At 57.1% G+C, this 16,554-nt stretch carries 17 protein-coding genes; 6 read left to right on the forward strand and 11 right to left on the reverse strand.

Annotated elements, in window-relative coordinates:
- Positions 1–24: 24 nt before the first annotated feature.
- Both ACJ5NV_RS08775 and ACJ5NV_RS08780 read right to left on the reverse strand, forming a co-directional pair.
- Positions 25–954, reverse strand: a complete 930-nt coding sequence (locus ACJ5NV_RS08775) for a class I fructose-bisphosphate aldolase (protein WP_411643289.1) — start codon at positions 952–954, stop codon at positions 25–27.
- Between the two features lie 227 nt (positions 955–1,181).
- Positions 1,182–2,357, reverse strand: a complete 1,176-nt coding sequence (locus tag ACJ5NV_RS08780) for a phosphoglycerate kinase (RefSeq protein WP_411643290.1) — start codon at positions 2,355–2,357, stop codon at positions 1,182–1,184.
- Between the two features lie 132 nt (positions 2,358–2,489).
- Here ACJ5NV_RS08780 and ACJ5NV_RS08785 point away from each other — a divergent pair, with 132 nt between their 5' ends.
- The 3 genes from ACJ5NV_RS08785 (at position 2,490) to ACJ5NV_RS08795 (ending at position 4,589) form a co-directional block, all read left to right on the forward strand.
- Positions 2,490–2,996, forward strand: a complete 507-nt coding sequence (locus ACJ5NV_RS08785; RefSeq protein WP_411643291.1) for a peptidylprolyl isomerase — start codon at positions 2,490–2,492, stop codon at positions 2,994–2,996.
- Positions 2,989–3,534 (forward strand): peptidylprolyl isomerase, encoded by a 546-nt coding sequence (locus tag ACJ5NV_RS08790; RefSeq protein WP_411643292.1) that lies wholly within the window; start codon positions 2,989–2,991, stop codon positions 3,532–3,534. Before ACJ5NV_RS08785 ends, ACJ5NV_RS08790 begins: the two co-directional genes overlap by 8 nt.
- An 89-nt stretch (positions 3,535–3,623) precedes the next feature.
- Positions 3,624–4,589 (forward strand): DUF3179 domain-containing protein, encoded by a 966-nt coding sequence (locus ACJ5NV_RS08795; RefSeq protein ID WP_411643293.1) that lies wholly within the window; start codon positions 3,624–3,626, stop codon positions 4,587–4,589.
- Between the two features lie 15 nt (positions 4,590–4,604).
- Here ACJ5NV_RS08795 and ACJ5NV_RS08800 read toward each other — a convergent pair whose 3' ends face one another.
- On the reverse strand, positions 4,605–6,005 hold the full coding sequence (locus ACJ5NV_RS08800) for a protein adenylyltransferase SelO (RefSeq protein WP_411643294.1): 1,401 nt from the start codon (positions 6,003–6,005) through the stop codon (positions 4,605–4,607).
- A complete protein-coding gene (locus tag ACJ5NV_RS08805; RefSeq protein WP_411643295.1) occupies positions 6,002–6,943 on the reverse strand; it encodes a nucleoside hydrolase in 942 nt (313 codons plus the stop codon). The genes ACJ5NV_RS08800 and ACJ5NV_RS08805 overlap by 4 nt, the downstream gene beginning before the upstream one ends.
- 404 nt (positions 6,944–7,347) lie before the next feature.
- On the opposite strand from ACJ5NV_RS08805, the gene ACJ5NV_RS08810 reads away from it, so the two are divergent.
- A complete protein-coding gene (locus tag ACJ5NV_RS08810; RefSeq protein WP_411643296.1) occupies positions 7,348–7,593 on the forward strand; it encodes an EF-hand domain-containing protein in 246 nt (81 codons plus the stop codon).
- 85 nt (positions 7,594–7,678) lie between these two features.
- Here the strand turns inward: ACJ5NV_RS08810 and ilvN are convergent, their stop codons facing one another.
- From ilvN to ACJ5NV_RS08835, 5 genes are all read right to left on the reverse strand, one after another.
- Positions 7,679–8,242, reverse strand: coding sequence for an acetolactate synthase small subunit (gene ilvN, locus ACJ5NV_RS08815; protein ID WP_411643297.1), 564 nt, complete (start codon positions 8,240–8,242; stop codon positions 7,679–7,681).
- 77 nt (positions 8,243–8,319) lie between these two features.
- Positions 8,320–8,802 carry a hypothetical protein gene (locus ACJ5NV_RS08820; RefSeq protein ID WP_411643298.1) on the reverse strand — a complete coding sequence of 161 codons (483 nt, stop codon included), beginning with the start codon at positions 8,800–8,802 and terminating at the stop codon, positions 8,320–8,322.
- Positions 8,799–9,587: a hypothetical protein gene (locus tag ACJ5NV_RS08825; RefSeq protein WP_411643299.1), complete on the reverse strand. Its 789-nt coding sequence runs from the start codon at positions 9,585–9,587 to the stop codon at positions 8,799–8,801. The genes ACJ5NV_RS08820 and ACJ5NV_RS08825 overlap by 4 nt, the downstream gene beginning before the upstream one ends.
- Before the next feature lie 75 nt (positions 9,588–9,662).
- Positions 9,663–11,417, reverse strand: a complete 1,755-nt coding sequence (locus tag ACJ5NV_RS08830) for an acetolactate synthase 3 large subunit (protein ID WP_411643300.1) — start codon at positions 11,415–11,417, stop codon at positions 9,663–9,665.
- 267 nt (positions 11,418–11,684) lie between these two features.
- Positions 11,685–12,614 (reverse strand): calcium/sodium antiporter, encoded by a 930-nt coding sequence (locus ACJ5NV_RS08835; RefSeq protein ID WP_411643301.1) that lies wholly within the window; start codon positions 12,612–12,614, stop codon positions 11,685–11,687.
- 153 nt (positions 12,615–12,767) lie between these two features.
- Between ACJ5NV_RS08835 and ACJ5NV_RS08840 the strand changes: the two genes are divergently transcribed.
- Positions 12,768–13,499 carry a GGDEF domain-containing protein gene (locus tag ACJ5NV_RS08840; protein ID WP_411643302.1) on the forward strand — a complete coding sequence of 244 codons (732 nt, stop codon included), beginning with the start codon at positions 12,768–12,770 and terminating at the stop codon, positions 13,497–13,499.
- Between the two features lie 12 nt (positions 13,500–13,511).
- Here the strand turns inward: ACJ5NV_RS08840 and ACJ5NV_RS08845 are convergent, their stop codons facing one another.
- Both ACJ5NV_RS08845 and yghU read right to left on the reverse strand, forming a co-directional pair.
- Positions 13,512–14,147 carry a hypothetical protein gene (locus ACJ5NV_RS08845; RefSeq protein ID WP_411643303.1) on the reverse strand — a complete coding sequence of 212 codons (636 nt, stop codon included), beginning with the start codon at positions 14,145–14,147 and terminating at the stop codon, positions 13,512–13,514.
- 215 nt (positions 14,148–14,362) lie between these two features.
- The gene (gene yghU, locus ACJ5NV_RS08850; RefSeq protein ID WP_411643304.1) at positions 14,363–15,232 is read right to left on the reverse strand and encodes a glutathione-dependent disulfide-bond oxidoreductase; all 870 of its coding nucleotides are present in this window, start codon (positions 15,230–15,232) and stop codon (positions 14,363–14,365) included.
- A 197-nt stretch (positions 15,233–15,429) separates the two neighbouring features.
- Here yghU and ACJ5NV_RS08855 point away from each other — a divergent pair, with 197 nt between their 5' ends.
- Positions 15,430–16,548 (forward strand): LysM peptidoglycan-binding domain-containing protein, encoded by a 1,119-nt coding sequence (locus tag ACJ5NV_RS08855; RefSeq protein WP_411643305.1) that lies wholly within the window; start codon positions 15,430–15,432, stop codon positions 16,546–16,548.
- Positions 16,549–16,554 lie beyond the last annotated feature (6 nt).

Here is a 16,554-nt window from a genome sequence, read left to right on the forward strand (position 1 = left end):
CCGCAGGGCGCAGGGTGTGACCTGTCAGTCCTTGCCGCGATAGATATCAATCAGCTTGTCCAGCATATCCAAAGCATCATCACGATCCCGCTGGAAAGAGTTGCGCCCAATGATCGACCCGTTCCCGCCACCGTCGCGGATCGCGCGGGCATCGTCATAAACGGCGTCTGTGCCTTTGGCCGCACCGCCTGAGAACACCATGAGCCGCCGACCATCAAAGGCGCTTTGCACACAGTGCCGCACGCGGGCGGCTTGGCTCGCGATATCAATGCCTTGCGCCTCATAGACTTTCTTCGCTTCTGGCAGGCTCAGATGATCGGTGCTCAGCTTGATCTTGATGATATGCGCCCCAAGAAGTGCTGCAATCTGGGCGGCATAGGCAGCGATGTCGATGGCCGTTTCGCCATCCTTGTTCAGTGCCTCTCCACGTGGATAAGACCAGATCACCGTGGCAACCCCTTTGGCTGCCGCTTCGCGCCGCATTTCAGCGATGTCGCCGAACATATTCAGCGCCGCGGAAGAGCCGGGATAAACAGTGAAACCGATGGCCGAACAGCCCAAACGCAGCGCGTCATCGACGGAGGCTGTGATCGCCTGCGTTTTCGGGGCGGCGTCAGGGATCAGCGAATTGGCGGAATTCACCTTCAGGATTGTCGGGATCTGCCCGGCAAATGTATCGGCCCCTGCTTCGAGCATGCCCAACGGGGCGGCGTAGGCGTTCAGCCCGGCATCAATCGCCAGCTGGTAATGATAATGCGGATCATAGGCCGCAGGGTTGGGCGCAAACGACCGTGCGGGTCCGTGTTCAAAGCCTTGATCAACGGGCAGAATAATCATCTTGCCGGTCCCGCCCAGTTTGCCGTTCATCAATATCCGGGCAAGGTTGGCTTTCACGCCGGGGGTGTCGCCTTCGTAGTTCGATAGAATTTTTTGGACGATCTTGGTGGTTTGCATGGTCTGTGGTCCCCCTGTTGCGCTTATTCTCTACGCATTTAACAGGCTGAAACCGTGGCACAATGTCGGTTGCGCTAACATTCCGGAGGATTGCGTTAAAAGTTTGGTAACCGTTACTTTGTCAGTCGAAATTTAATGCGGCCTGAAGAAACACTCGATCCTTGACGTAATCGCGCCGGGTCTTGCCGCCGCGATTTTCGTTCTAAAGCGTAACTTTCAGACGCTACCTAGCCGAGCGCCGCAACGCCCGGCAGTGTCTTACCTTCCATCCACTCAAGAAAGGCACCGCCAGCGGTGGAGGTATAGGTGAACGCATCCGCCGCACCGGCTTTGTTCAACGCAGCAACCGTATCACCACCACCGGCAACGGTGACAAGCTGGCCTGCCTTGGTTAGTTCAACCGCCTTGGCAGCGGCAGCATTGGTGGCTGCATCAAACGGGCTGATCTCGAACGCGCCAAGGGGGCCGTTCCAAATCAGCGTCTTGCAGCGCTCAAAAAGCTGCGCGATGTGGGTCACACTATCCGGTCCGGCGTCAAGGATCATCGCATCTGCCGGGCAATCTTCGGCCATCACGACGCTGCTATCAGCACCCGCCTTGAATTCCCGCGCAATCACAACATCACGGGGCAGCAGGATTTCGCAGCCTGCGGCGGCGGCTTTCTCTGCAATCTCGCGCGCGGTGGCGGTCATGTCATGTTCGCAAAGCGATTTGCCCACATCCAGCCCCTGCGCGGCAAGAAATGTATTGGCCATGCCGCCCCCGATCACCAGCGCATCGACCTTGGTCACCAGATTTGCGAGCAGATCAAGCTTGGTCGACACTTTCGCGCCGCCGACCACAGCCACCACCGGGCGTTCGGGGTTTCCAAGCGCCTTTTCCAGTGCCTCCAGCTCTTCGGCCATCAGACGGCCTGCACAAGCGGGAAGCAGCTTTGCCAGTGCCTCTGTGCTGGCATGAGCGCGGTGAGCGGCGGAAAACGCATCATTCACATAGATATCGCCAAGGGTAGCGAGACGTTTGGCGAAGGCCGGATCGTTCGATTCCTCGCCGGGATTGAAGCGCAGGTTCTCCAACAACAAAACCTCGTCGCCTTCCATATCGGCTACCGCATCGCCAAAATCGGAATTCACCCAAGTCACCGGTAGGCCCAGCACATCAGCCACGGTCGGGGCAATGATTTCCAGCGACATATCCGGGACGGTTTTACCCTTGGGGCGGCCAAAATGCGCCATCAGGATCACTTTGCCGCCCTTGGCTTGGATATCCTCAACCGTGGGTACGATTCGTTCGATCCTTGTGGTGTCGGTCACCTTGCCGTCTTCGACGGGTACGTTGATATCGACCCGGACCAGCGCCCGTTTGCCCGCAAAATCCATGTCGTCAAGTGTTTTCCAAGCCATCAGCCGATCCCCGAAGTTCCAGTTCACGGACTTGTTGCGGCAATGCGTGGCCCGCGTCAACAGGGGCGGGTTGGCAATCAGCGCCTCACGCAATATGTGATTGCCCAACGCGAGAGGTAAGGAGTACCCCCAATGGCCGATATCAAAGACCCCGAAAACACGATCATCATGACCCTGAAGGGTGGCGATGTGATCATCGAACTGCTGCCCGACGTGGCACCGCAGCACACTGCCCGGATGAAGGAACTGGCCCGCGCCGGTGCCTATGACAATGTGGCGTTTCACCGAGTTATCGACGGTTTCATGGCACAGACCGGCGATGTGGCAAATGGCAATATGGAAAACGATTTCAACATTGGCCGCGCCGGTACAGGCGGGTCCGAACTGCCTGACTTGCCTGCCGAGTTTTCGAAAGTTCCGCACGCACGCGGTTCGCTGGGCGCGGCACGGTCGCAGAATCCGAATTCTGCCAACAGCCAATTCTTTATCAACTTCAGCGATAATGATTTCCTGAATGGGCAATACACTGTTTATGGTCAGGTGACCTCTGGCATGGAACATGTGGACGCGATCACCCGGGGTGAGCCACCGATGAACCCCGACCGCATGATCAGCGTTAAGGTGGCCGCCGATGTTTAAGCTCGCCGCTGTCCTGAGCGTGCTGGCCGCGCCGGCCTTGGCCGCCGGGCTAGAGATCGACGTCACGGGTGAGGCGAACGGCACTATCGTCATCGACCTGTTCGAAGATGTCGCGCCAAACCATGTCGCACAAATTGCTGCAATCGCCGACGCAGGCGATTACAATGGGATCGTCTTTCACCGGGTGATTGACGGTTTCATGGCCCAGACAGGCGACGTGCAGAATGGCATCCTTGGTGGTGATCTGTCGCGCGCAGGCACCGGCGGATCGCAGTTCGGTGACATCCCCGCCGAATTCTCGGATCGCCCGTTCGAGCGTGGCGTTGTTGGCATGGCCCGTGGTCGCAGCCCGAATTCTGCCAATAGCCAGTTCTTTATCATGTTTGAACCGGGCTATTTCCTGAACGGGCAATATACCGTCGTTGGCGAAGTGACATCCGGCATGGATGTGGTCGACGCGATCAAGCGCGGCACCGGGCCAAATGGTGCTGTCATCGGACAGCCTGACGTGATGAACGAAGTACGCGTCACCGAATAATCAATGCGCCTATCCCCCTCACATTCCTGCGAGGGGGATAGGCCTGCCCACATATATCAGCCACTCTGCTACCAAATGCGGAGTGTCCTATGCGTCTTTTTTCTTTCGTCGCGATATTTTGTCTGGCTGCCAATATCTTGGCGGCAGGTCCTGAGTTCTGGCGCCATGAATGGCCGAACACCGATTTTTCACAGACTAACGTGGAAAGCTGGGTAGAGATCATATCTGGCGGGCCGCCCAAAGATGGTATTCCTGCGCTGGAAAACCCAGATTTTCAGCCCGTATCTGCCGAAGACCAACTCCAGCCCCGTGAACCTGTTATCACGCTTGAAATCGCGGGCGAAGTCCCGCGCGCCTATCCCATCCGCTATCTGACATGGCATGAGATCGTGAATGATGAGGTGGGCAGCATTCCGGTTGCGGTCACCTTCTGCCCTTTGTGTAATTCAGGGATCACCTTTGATCGGCGCATATCCGACAGTGTGCTGACTTTCGGCGTTTCGGGCAAACTGCGCAATTCCGATATGATCATGTTTGACCGCGAAACAGAAAGCTGGTGGCAGCAGGCGACGGGCGACGCGATTGTCGGCGCGCTGACCGGCACTGAATTGCAAAGCCTGCCAAGCTGGATGGAAAGCTGGGAGGCGTTCGCGACACGCAACCCGCAGGGGCTGGTCATGGTGCAGCCGGATTTTCGGCGGGACTACGGTGCAAACCCTTATGTGCGTTACGATAGTTCAACCCGCCCATTTCTGTATTCGGGGGAATTGCCGCCTCATAATATTCCGGCCCTGGAACGGGTCGTGCGTGTCGGGGATCGTGCATGGCCGCTGACCCGATTGGCCGCTGACGGCACGCTGACCGAGGCGGGCGTGACGCTCAGCTGGCAGGCGGGGCAAGCCTCGGCCCTTGATGACGCGCGCCTGGCATCAGGGCGCGATGTCGGCAATGTGCGGGTCAGGGATGCAGCGGGTCGCGATCTGGCGCATGATGTAATGTTCGCCTTTGCCTTTCATGCGTTCTGGCCGGATGGGGAATGGATGCTGGGCCGCTGAAACCGCAACCCGCTATCACGTGCCACAAAACGTCCGCGTAACCCGTTCATCCATAGTTGGCGCACGTGTGTATTTTTCCGTTTCTGGTGTCAGCTTATAAGGCTGGGTCACTGCGGCCAGCAGCGCGTGGAATGGTGCCATATCGCCATGCCGTCCTGCTTGAATGGCTTCTTCAATACGGTGATTGCGCGGGATGATCTGTGGGTTCGCTTGCGCCATCACGGTCTCTGCGTCGGCGCTGGCACGTGCTTGACGGCGCACCTCCCACGTATCGAATGCGCTGCGGTCGAGGAATTGATCGCGCGCCTGCAGTTGCCCTATATTGGCAAAAACATTCGTGAAATCAGCGCTGTCTTTGGCCATCAGGTCAAGTAGGTCATTGATTAACGTGACATCTTCCGCGACCGGGTTGGTAATGCCCAGCTTGGTCGCAAAAACCCGCAGCCATGCGGATTGATAGACGTCTGGAAAGCGATTCACCGCAGCGGTGAAACCTTCAATCGCTTGGTCCCGGTCATCCATCAGCGGGATGAGTGCCGTTGCAAACTGTGCCATGTTCCACGCCCCGATGCCGGGCTGATTGGAATAGGCATAACGGCCATATTGGTCGATGCTGCTGAACACAGTATCAGGGTGGAAATGGTCGATAAAGGCGCAAGGGCCGTAATCAATCGTTTCCCCCGCAATCGCAACATTATCGGTGTTCATCACCCCATGAATAAAGCCCAGCCCCATCCAGCGGGCGATCAACCGCGCGTAGCGTTCGATCACAGCGTCCAACAGGGCGGCGGGGCCGTCGGCACCGGGATAGTGTCGCGCGATGACGTGATCGGTCAGGGCTTGCAGCGCCTCAAGATCGCCGCGTGCGGCAAAGAACTGGAACGTGCCGACGCGAATATGGCTTTGGGCGACGCGGGTGATGATCGCACCTGGCAGGGGCTCTTCTCGATAGACATCTTCCCCTGTCGTCACTGCGGCCAGCGCGCGGGTTGTGGGCACGCCCATCGCATACATCGCTTCGCTCATCAGATACTCGCGCATGACTGGCCCCAGCCAGGCCCGCCCGTCACCGCGCCGTGAGAATGGCGTCGGACCCGCGCCTTTCAGCTGGATGTCACGCCGAATGCCATCGCTATCCACGACCTCGCCCAGCAGGATCGCGCGCCCGTCGCCCAGTTGCGGATTCCAATTGCCGAACTGATGGCCCGCATAGGCCTGCGCCAGCGGGTTGGCCCCGTCGGGGATGCTATTTCCCGCAAAGACAGCGGTTGCATCATCGCCCAGCGTGATCCCCAGCTTGTCCGCCAGCGGCGTGTTTACCGCGATGATCTGCGGGTCTTTCACCGGGGTCGGCAGTTGCGCGGCATGCATCTGCGCGGGCAGCCGGAAGTAGCTATTGTCGAACGGTATTTTCACAGCCGCGCCAATCGGTCAGCCAGCAAAGCATAAAAACCCGCCGCATCAATATCCTTCATGAACATCGCGTTCTTGGGCCGGTCGGTGATCCGCCACCAATCGGCGACTGTCATGCCAAGGGTTAGGTCAGAGCCGGTCTCAATCTCCACATTGATCTGGCGCCCTTGGAATAATTGCGGCGCGATCAGATAAGCAATGGTGCAAGGGTCATGCAGCGGCGCCCCTTCGGAGCCGTATTTTTCCATGTCGAACCGTTCAAAGAAATCGGTCCAAGCCGCGACGTGATCGCCAACTTTCGTTTTCATGGCGCGGAATGCGTCGATGCGCGTCTTTGTGGTCAGTGCCTTGTGGGTCACATCAAGCGGCATAACTGTTAGCGGTGCGCCTGCATCAAACACGATTTTGGCAGCCTCTGGGTCCACATAGATGTTGAATTCGGCCGTGGGGGTGATGTTGCCCACCTCAAAATAAGCGCCGCCCATCAGCACGATTTCCTGCACGCGCGAAATGATATCAGGGGCGCGTTCGAAAGCTGTGGCGATATTGGTCAGCGGCCCGATGGGGCAAAGCGTCACCGTGCCAGCGGGTTCGTTGCGGAGGGTTTCAATAATGAAATCAACGCCATGCTGTTCTTGCACCGGCATGGTCGGGTCATCCATCGGCGGGCCGTCTAACCCGGTTTTGCCATGTACGTGCTCCGCTGTGACCAGCTTGCGGTGCATCGGCTTGTCACAGCCTGCAAAGACTTTGGTTTCTGGTTTGCCAGCGAGTTCGCAAACAATACGCACGTTCTTTGCCGTGAGCTCCAGCGGAACGTTTCCCGCCACGGCTGTGATCCCCAGAAGGTCGATATCCTCAGGCGAGGCGAGGGCGAGCAGGATGGCGACAGCGTCGTCCTGTCCGGGGTCGGTGTCGATGATAATCTTGCGCGGGGCCATGGGTCTTCCTGTTCTGTTTGTTCTAACCTGTATCGCAAGGCGGGCAGGGACAAGAGGAGACCGTACAATAAGGTGTCGACGTGCAGATCGTAGCGTTTCGCAAAGATGCTGGGAGAGACTACCAAATGATAGGCTTTAGAAAGTGTAATGCACCGTACGGAGCAGGGAATGGTCGCTTTTGCGATGTTTTGTCGTCGGTAATATGGAAATCAAGATATTCGTCGATCAACTTGTTGCGATTTTGCAGACATAGGCATCATTATGCGGGCACTGTTTCGCAATTCAGCAGATATGCGCCGTTTTTACGACATATTTCAGGGGGATATGGAAAGTAAGGTGCTGATGCACCATGTGTTGTTTCGAAGGCAACGACCTTCAAATAGTCCTAGTAATGGAGAAAAAAGATGACCCATACGACAAAGCTGATGACGCCAATGGCGCTTGTTGTCGCGCTGACGGCACCGGCATTCGCACAGGATGCTGCCATCGATGTCAACGGTGATGGGATGTACAGCTTTCCCGAATTGCAAGCTGCCATGCCCGAAATGACAGAGGATGACTTTACCATATTGGATTCATCAGGGGATGGCCTGTTGGATGCCGAGGAAATCTCTGTCGGGGTCGAAAACGGTATGTTGCCAGCGTCCTGAAGAGACGAGAGCCGGGTCAGCCTCTGACCCGGCTTATCGGCGCCTCTGCGCGTCCTGTTGCGCCCACAGGATGCGCGAGGTTGCCTTACAGCGCGCCGCGCGCGAGCGCCGCAACGCCTGTGCGTGCCACTTCCTGTAGGCCTAATGGCCGCATCAGATCGGCAAAAGCGTCAATTTTTTCTGGCGTGCCCGTGATCTCAAAAACGAATGATTCCAATGTGCTATCGACCACATTGGCCCGGAATATATCGGCCAGCCTGATCGCTTCGATCCGGTGATCGCCGGTGCCGGAGACTTTGAGCAGTGCTAATTCACGTTCGACCGATGGCCCTTCTACGGTCAGGTCGTGCACGTCATGGACCGGGACGATCCGGCCCAGTTGCGCCTTGATCTGGGTGATGATTTGCGGCGTGCCAGAGGTCACGATGGTGATGCGCGACCGGTGGCCTGTGTGGTCGACTTCGGCCACGGTGAGGCTGTCGATGTTGTAGCCGCGCCCGGAAAACAGCCCGATGACGCGCGCCAGCACGCCGGGTTCATTTTCGACCAGAACCGCCAGCGTGTGCCGTTCCACAGTATCGGAATAATTGGGCCGTAGGTTGTAGGCGGAGTGGCTGGTGGAGCCTTCTTTGATCTTGAGCGGAGACATGGAAAAACCTTGTTTTGGGCGATCGGAATTCCATCGGAATTCCATCGGACTGCATCGGACGGTCAGCTAACCATTTATCATTGGGTCTGAAGTACGATCAAAAGCTGCGTTTCACCCGCAGCCAATGCGTTGCCGTTCAACAATGGGGATTTGAAAAACGGTGTTGGTGAAAGCGTATGTTCACTGCGGATTGTCCCTTCGGTCATCTGCAGAAACATGGCCGTATCATCGGGCAGCCATGCAGGGGCTGGAAAAGTGAAACCGCCGGGTTCCGGGGGCATCTGCGCGATCAGTGCGGCGCGATCCGCTGCGGCATATGTGATCAGCGCAGTCAGGGTCCAATCAGACCCGCCGGACAAAGTCACGCTTTCCCACAGGGCCGCTTCAGGCATGGGGTCAAGCGTGATGAACCGGCTCAGCATCTCAAGATCGGTTTTCGCATGGGTCATGAGTTCAGCCTTCGTTGTTGCGTTCACGTCGCGTTCGGCGAGCGAAACCAGCGCAGCCATGCCAAGAGCGCCAGCGACGATCAACGCCCATATGGTTTTCTTTCCGATCACATCAAGTTCCTGATGCGGCGATTGTTGTTGGGCGGGCGTTGCCGCCGCGTGGGGGCATCTGTCACGGTATGAGTGCCGGTTGGTGTGGGGCCGGTCCACTGCACCCGCCGGGTGAGGGTAGCCTCGTTGCGATAGCCTTGGGCAAGACCCGTCACTTCGAAGACGCCATTGGCGCTGTCGGGAATACCGGTTGCGATGTCGGCTTGGCCGGGGTTGAAGTTGTATTGATCCTCGGCGTGGATGGTGAAGGTCAGATCAAATGCCGGCTGGTCAGGTGAAACATGCGTGACGCTGACCGATCCGCTGATCCAGAAAACATGTGCGCCGATAGCTTTTTGCCAATTTTCTGTTGCGGGATAGGGGAATTCAACGCTGTTGGCCCGCACGGTGAGCGCTGTTCCGGTGAAATCAAAGCTGGTGGAACCGGGTGTTGGCAGGCCGCTGTAAAGCGCTGAGGCCGCTGATTTTGCTTCGATGATGGCATTGCGCAGCATCGTCGCCCCGGATGAATCGTTCGAGACGTAGCGTTCATAAGAAAACGTCCGCGTCGTGCCCGTACCTTCGAGAAAGTGACGGTATGCCGCCAGCGCATCGGGAATGTCATTGTGCGGCAACAGTGGGACATCCTGTGCCGCTTCTGCAGCCTCTAGCTTGCCATGCCAGTAGGTGTATGAGGCCCGATCCGCAAAGGTTGCCGCGCGCGGCGCAAATTGGTCAAGAAAGCCATTATCATGTGTAATGGCGGGGCGTGACGGAGAGCCGACGGTGTAATTGGCGAGGGGCATGTGCTTTCCTGAAATGGTGATCTCGCAAAGCCAGGATGTTTGCGAGATCAGACTATTTCTGCGTCGGTCAGATGACTAGACCAGAACTGCGCCGCCTGTCTGGATGGCGTTCGCGGTATCCGCGTCTTCGCCCAGCAGCATTTCGTTATGAGCCTTGCCAGAAGGGATCATCGGGAAGCAGTTTTCGTGCTTTTCCACCAGACAGTCGAACAGGACCGGCCCGTCATGGGTGATCATTTCCATGATCGCATCATCGAGGCTATCCGGGTCAGAACACTGGATGCCTTTGGCCCCGAATGCTTCGGCCAGTTTGACGAAATCGGGCAGCGCCTCTGACCAGCTGGAGGAGTAGCGTTCGCCGTGCAGCAGTTCCTGCCATTGCCGCACCATGCCCAGCCGTTCATTGTTCAGGATGAACTGTTTGACCGGCAGCCGGTATTGCATCGCGGTGCCCAGTTCCTGCATGTTCATCAGCCAAGACGCCTCGCCCGCGACATTGATCACCAGCGCATCGGGATGGCCCATCTGCACGCCGATTGACGAAGGAAAGCCATAACCCATTGTGCCCAGTCCGCCCGATGTCATCCAGCGGTTTGGATCCTCGAACCCCAGATATTGCGCGGCCCACATTTGGTGCTGGCCGACCTCTGTACAGATGTAGCGGTCATGCTTCTTGGTCAGGGCTTCCAGCCGTTGCAGCGCGTACTGCGGTTTGATGATGCTGCCTTCCTGCCGGAATTTCAGACAGTCGATTGCCTGCCATTCATTGATCTGGCTCCACCATTTGCTCAGCGCTTCGGTATCGGTTTTGGCACCGCGTGATTTCCAGATTTTCAGCAGGTCTTCGAGCACATGCGCCACGTCGCCCAAGATTGGCATATCCACATGGATCACCTTGTTGATCGAAGAGGCATCAATATCAATATGCGCCTTTTTCGAGCCCGGGCTGAACGCATCAATCCGTCCGGTGATCCGGTCGTCGAACCGCGCCCCGATGTTGATCAGCAGGTCGCAGTCATGCATGGCCATGTTGGCCTCGTACAGTCCGTGCATCCCCAGCATACCCAGCCAGTTATCGCCGGACGCTGGATATGCCCCCAGACCCATCAGGGTAGAGGTGATCGGGAAGTTCGTTGCACCGACCAATTCGCGCAGAAGCTGGCTGGCGGCCGTGCCAGAGTTGATCACGCCGCCGCCGGTATAGAAAACTGGCCGTTTCGCCGTTTCCATTGCCGCCGCCAGTTCGGTGATCATCGCGATGTCACCTTTGACCTGTGGGTTGTAGTGGGTTTCGACTTGCCGTGCCTCTGTGTATTGGCCATTGGCGAACTGCACGTCCTTGGGGATGTCGACCAGCACCGGACCGGGGCGGCCTGAGGTTGCCACATGGAATGCCTCGTGCAGGGTCGCTGCGAGCGCGTCGGTATCTTTGACCAGCCAGTTATGTTTAGTGCAGGGCCGGGTGATGCCGACGGTGTCGGCCTCTTGAAACGCGTCAGAGCCGATCATGAAGGTCGGCACTTGCCCGGTCAGCACGATAATCGGGATCGAATCCATCAGCGCATCGGTCAGGCCGGTCACCGCATTTGTGGCCCCCGGTCCGGATGTGACCAAAGCAACGCCGGGCTTGCCGGTTGCCCGCGCATAGCCCTCTGCCGCGTGTACTGCGCCTTGTTCGTGGCGCACCAGCACGTGCTGAATGTGGTTTTGCTGAAAGATTTCATCATAGATCGGTAGGACCGCGCCACCAGGGTATCCAAAGACGACGTCCACGCCCTGATCAATCAGAGCTTGAACCACCATTCTTGCGCCCGTCATGGCTTTTGTCATTTGTCTCGCGTCCTTCGCGTATCTGGTTACATCAGTCACAAAAAAACCCCCGAGGATGTCGGGGGCGCATGGGATCGTTATGGTCTTACCGTTACCGGCCCATGCGCGTTTTTCCTACGATTAGTACGACGTGGTTCATCGGGGTTCCTTTGCGTGCGGAGACCTTAGTGGCGTCGGGCAGGGGGGTCAACCACAAGAATGGAGAAAATGTCGTTTGCGGGCGGCTTTGGGTAACTTTCTTTCAGGGGTGGCGGATCGAGACCCACCTTACGTGGTGGCACCGCTGGTCATTGTGGCCCAGATGTAGAGTGCATAGAGCGCGAGCATTACGGTTCCGGTTCGGCGGTTCAGCGCGCTTTTCCACCATAGTATCAGTGTAAGCGCCAGTGTTGCTCCGATCAACGTTGGTGTGTCGATGATCAGGAAACGTGGGTCGACCGCGATGGGTTGCACCACGGCGGTGACCCCTAGAATGCACAGAATGTTGAAGATATTCGAGCCGATGACATTGCCGAGCGCAATGTCACGTGCGCCTCGGACTGCGGCCATCAATGTGGTTGCAAGCTCTGGCAGTGATGTGCCGACAGCGACGATGCTGAGCCCGATGATTGCTTCGGACACGCCCCATTTGCGTGCGATCATGCTGGCGCTTTCGACAAGGTAATGCGCGCCGATCAGCACCGCGCCCAGCCCCAGCGCGGTTAGCAACAGCCCTTGCCAAAGGGGGGCGGGGGTGCGCGTGCTGTCTGATGCCTCGTTGGGTTTACGCAGGCTGACTAAGAGATAGGCCGCAAGTGCCAGTAACATGATCACGCCCTTGGTCGCACCGATCATGCCGGACCAGAACAGCAGTGGCAGCGCCAAGGTGGCAAGCGTCATCCAAAGTAGATCCCCTTTGATTTGCGCAAATTGCACAGTGATCGGGGTGATCAGAGCGGCGAGCCCAAGGATCAGCAGTATGTTGGCGATGTTAGAGCCGATTACATTGCCGATTGCGATCTCGGCCCGCCCGCCAAGCGCGGCATTGAGCGAGACCATGAGTTCGGGCGCGGAGGTGCCGAAGCCGACGATCGTCAGCCCCACAACCATCGGCGTGATCCCGAACCGCAGGGCCAATGTGCTTGCCCCTTTGACCAGCCAATCGCCGCCCAGAAAGAGCGCTGCGAGTCCTGCCAGAAGAATGAGATAAGTGGTCATATGAAGCCCCCGTGCTGGAGCGATAAAGAAGCATTGCGCATGGGTTCTGCAAGATGGTGGGACCATTATATTTTCAAGGGGCTGCGGCGCGATTAACGCGGGTTTAAATTCCGATATCTATGCTGTTCCAGCGCAATGTGCAGAGGATGGCGTATGAATAGGCTCGTATCATTGATTACGCCGCGCCATTGGTTGCACTGGCCACTTGGTGTTGTGGCGTGGGGGCTTGTCGCATCCACGCTCGCGTATCTTGTGGAGTACATCTTTGACGGCAGTGTGGATGATCCGTTTATCCGTCATGTTGTGATGACATCGCTGATCGCAGCCCCGATGATTTTGGCCGCCATGATGCTGTTTCGCCATCTTGACCGGTTGCAGAACGAATTGATCCGAATTGCCGCGACAGATCCTTTGACCGGATTGCTGAACCGCAGGGCCTTTTTCGAAAAGGTTGAGACTACCGGGGAAGGTGCGCTGCTGATGCTGGATCTTGATCACTTCAAGAGCATCAATGACACCTATGGTCATGCCGTTGGCGATGAGGTGCTTTGCGAAATGGCGCGTCAGCTGTCACAGATGATCCGCCGTGGCGATATTCTTGGGCGTTTGGGCGGGGAGGAGTTTGCGGTTTATCTTAGCCCGGCCGATGTGGTGGATGCACAGAATGTGGGCACGCGGCTGGCGCAGGGGATCGCGTTTGAGAAGGAGACAGTGAATTTTGTTGTCACTGTTTCGGTTGGGGCGGTGATGCGGCAGGGCGCGACCGCGCTTGCAGAGGATCTGCGCTATGCCGATCATGCACTTTACACGGCCAAACGGGAAGGCCGTGCGCGCATGGTGTTTCATCATAAGAAAGACGCGCTGCCCACGGTGATCGCGTCCTGATCAGCGGGGCCCTTACCAGAGCTGTTCGCGTGGACGGGCGACGCCGGCTACGAAATGTCCCAACAGGCCGATATAGGCGACGCTGAGCACGCCGATCAGTGTAATCGCATAGACGCCCAGGATCTGTATCATCGGCACCTGAAAGTTCAGGTGGGGCAGGTTGGCGATCACCAGCGGCGCATACCAAGATACGAAGGAAATCATCCCCGCAGTGATGAAGAGCATCCGTTTATGCAGCGGTAGCCCGTGCAGCATGGTCTGCCCGATCTGCTGGGCAAGGAAGGGGATAACGGCCTTGTGCAGGAAGACGCCGTTGATCGACAGGATCGCGACGATGGTCATTTTGGCCCAGACCTTTTCATTGCCGAGTTTGACTGGCTCGTAGGCCCAATAGTACAGCAGAAACCCAAAACCGGTAATCCAAAGCATTTTGAGCCCGACCGCGACGAGATCTGCGAAAAAGATGAAGAGTTCGACATTCTGGCTGGTGATGTCGCGCCCAAGGAAGAAGCGCAGGATCATCATGTCGAGCAGGGTAGCTGCGCCCAACCCCATCGCCAGCCCGATGAAGTGAAAGATGCGCACGATGCCGCGGATCATTTGTTCGGGGTCACCTGAGATGGCACTCATAATTTCGGTCAGCTGCATCAGTCTGTTCCTGCAGTGCCGGTCTGCCCCCGCGAACCGGTTTGTTTTCAGTAAGATGACCCCGGATTGTTGGGATCATCTCATTCATTGCAGAAACAGTATATCACGCAACCGTGGAAAATTTTGATCGGTTGGTTCGGCGGAAACGCGCCATTTGGATGGCGCGTATTGGCCATGTTGTGCCAGCGCTGAAAATTACAGCTTGGGTCGCGGGGCTACTTTTCCGGCGCGATCTTGTCCTGAGTCTGTGTTTCGAAATCGCTGCTGTCGTGCCGCTCGTGCAGTTGGGTTTCCGGTGCGCCAGAGGTTCGGTTGACCATGCGCCCGCGCTGATATGCAGGACGGGCAAAGATTTCATCGGCCCAGCGGGTGACGTGTTTGTAGCTGGCGCCGTCGATGAACTCTCCTGCGTTGTAGGCTTCACCTTTGACGAGGTTACCGTACCAGGGTGCGGTTGCGATATCGGCGATGGAGTAGTCGTCGCCCGCCAAAAAGCGCCGGTTGGCGAGGTTGCGATCCAGCACGTCGAGCTGGCGTTTGATTTCCATCGTGAACCGATTGATTGGGTATTCGAATTTCTCGGGCGCATAGGCGTAGAAATGACCAAAGCCGCCGCCGAGATAGGGGGCAGAGCCTTGCAGCCAGAACAACCAGTTCAGCGTTTCGGTCCGGCTGCTGTGTTCGCTGGGCAGGAAGGCCCCGAATTTTTCAGCCAGATAGAGCAGGATTGCCCCGCTTTCGAAGACCCGCGTGCCGGTGGTCGTGTCCAGCAGTGCGGGGATCTTGGAGTTTGGATTGACGTCAACAAAGCCGCTGGAGAACTGGTTGCCGTCCAGGATACGGATCAGCCAGGCATCATATTCCGCGCCTGCGTGGCCTGCGGCAAGCAGCTCTTCCAGCATGACGGTCACTTTGACGCCGTTCGGCGTGCCCATTGAATAGAGCTGCAACGGGTGTTTGCCTGTCGGCAGGTCCTCGTCATGAGTGGGCCCGGCGATTGGCCGGTTGATACTGGCGAATTCACCGCCGTTTTCATTTTCCCATGTCCAGACTTTGGGTGGGGTATAGGTGTTGTCGCTTGTCATTGGATGCTCCGCCGGTAAGGGTTTGCCCAGACTTACGGCAGCCCCGGCGGCGCATCAACTGTGCTGCACTTTGTTGTGACGATATTACCCGAGGGGCCGTATAGGCGAATTTCCGCTTATTTTAGATTTTTTGGAGCATGACATAATTTTCTACTGCATAGTCAAGGCTCTAACGGAAATAATTGGAAGGTTGCGTGATGTCACATTTTTCTGGTCTGCGCCCCAGGGAATTGAAAAAGAACGAGTATCAATTCATTTTACAACGCATGGTGACGGTTTTGGCAGTGTCTGCCGCTGCTGTTGCAGGTGCTTCAACGCAGGTTGCTGCGCAATCACAGTGTACAAACTATACTGTTGTGCGCGGTGATACGCTTTTTGAAATTGCACAGACGGCTGCATTGTCTGGCGGATTTCAAGAGATTTATAACGCCAATCGGGACATTCTGCCGAGTCCGAATGTGCTTGAGGTTGGGCAGGTCCTTCGTATTCCATGTGATGACGGTAACTTGCCAGTCGCGAGCAATGCCGCGCCCGCCCGTGTTGCGACCCTGACCGCAGCTGAAGCGACACAGCGGCCTGTGCGGTTTTTGACCGGCGGAAACTACGCACCGTTCACGGATGAGAACCTGCCGGGCCAAGGCATGTTCACGCAGCTTGTGACCCGTTCGATGGAATTGGGGAATGCTGAGCAGGATTTTGAGGTCATTTTTGTAAATGATTGGGGTGCACATCTGAGCGTGCTCTTGCCATCGGGTGCTTTCGACATGGGTTTTCCTTGGTTCCTGCCAGACTGTTCGCAGGTCGGTAACCTGTCGCCATCGAACGCGATGCGTTGCACAGAGTTTGACGCATCCGAGCCGTTCTATGATGCGCTTGTTGGCTATTACACGCTGCAAGGCAGCGAATATGCGCAAGCGGATGAATATAGCGATCTGTATGGTGCCCGCCTGTGTCGGCCGGATGGTTGGTTCTCTTTCGATCTGGAGGCCGAGGGCCTGACCGACCCTAATGTGGAGCTTATTTTTGCAGCGTCTGAGGAAGCGTGCTGGGAGATGTTGACGTCAAATGCCGTCGATGTAGTGACTTATGACGCGCTACCTGCAGAAAAGGATTTTGCTGATTTGGGTCTGCAGGAGCAGGTTGTACAGCTTACGCCGCTGGCATCCAAGCAGACGCTGCATGTCTTCGTGCCGAAGTCGCATCCTAATGGCCAAGCTTACCTGCAAACGCTGAATGCCGGGTTGGAGCAGCTGCGCCTGTCAGGCGAATGGTTCAGCCTTGTGCGGAGTGGCATTCAAGCCTCTGCCGAAAACTAAACGATT

The sequence above is a fragment of the Loktanella agnita genome, assembly GCF_046640325.1.
GTDB lineage: Bacteria > Pseudomonadota > Alphaproteobacteria > Rhodobacterales > Rhodobacteraceae > Yoonia > Yoonia agnita.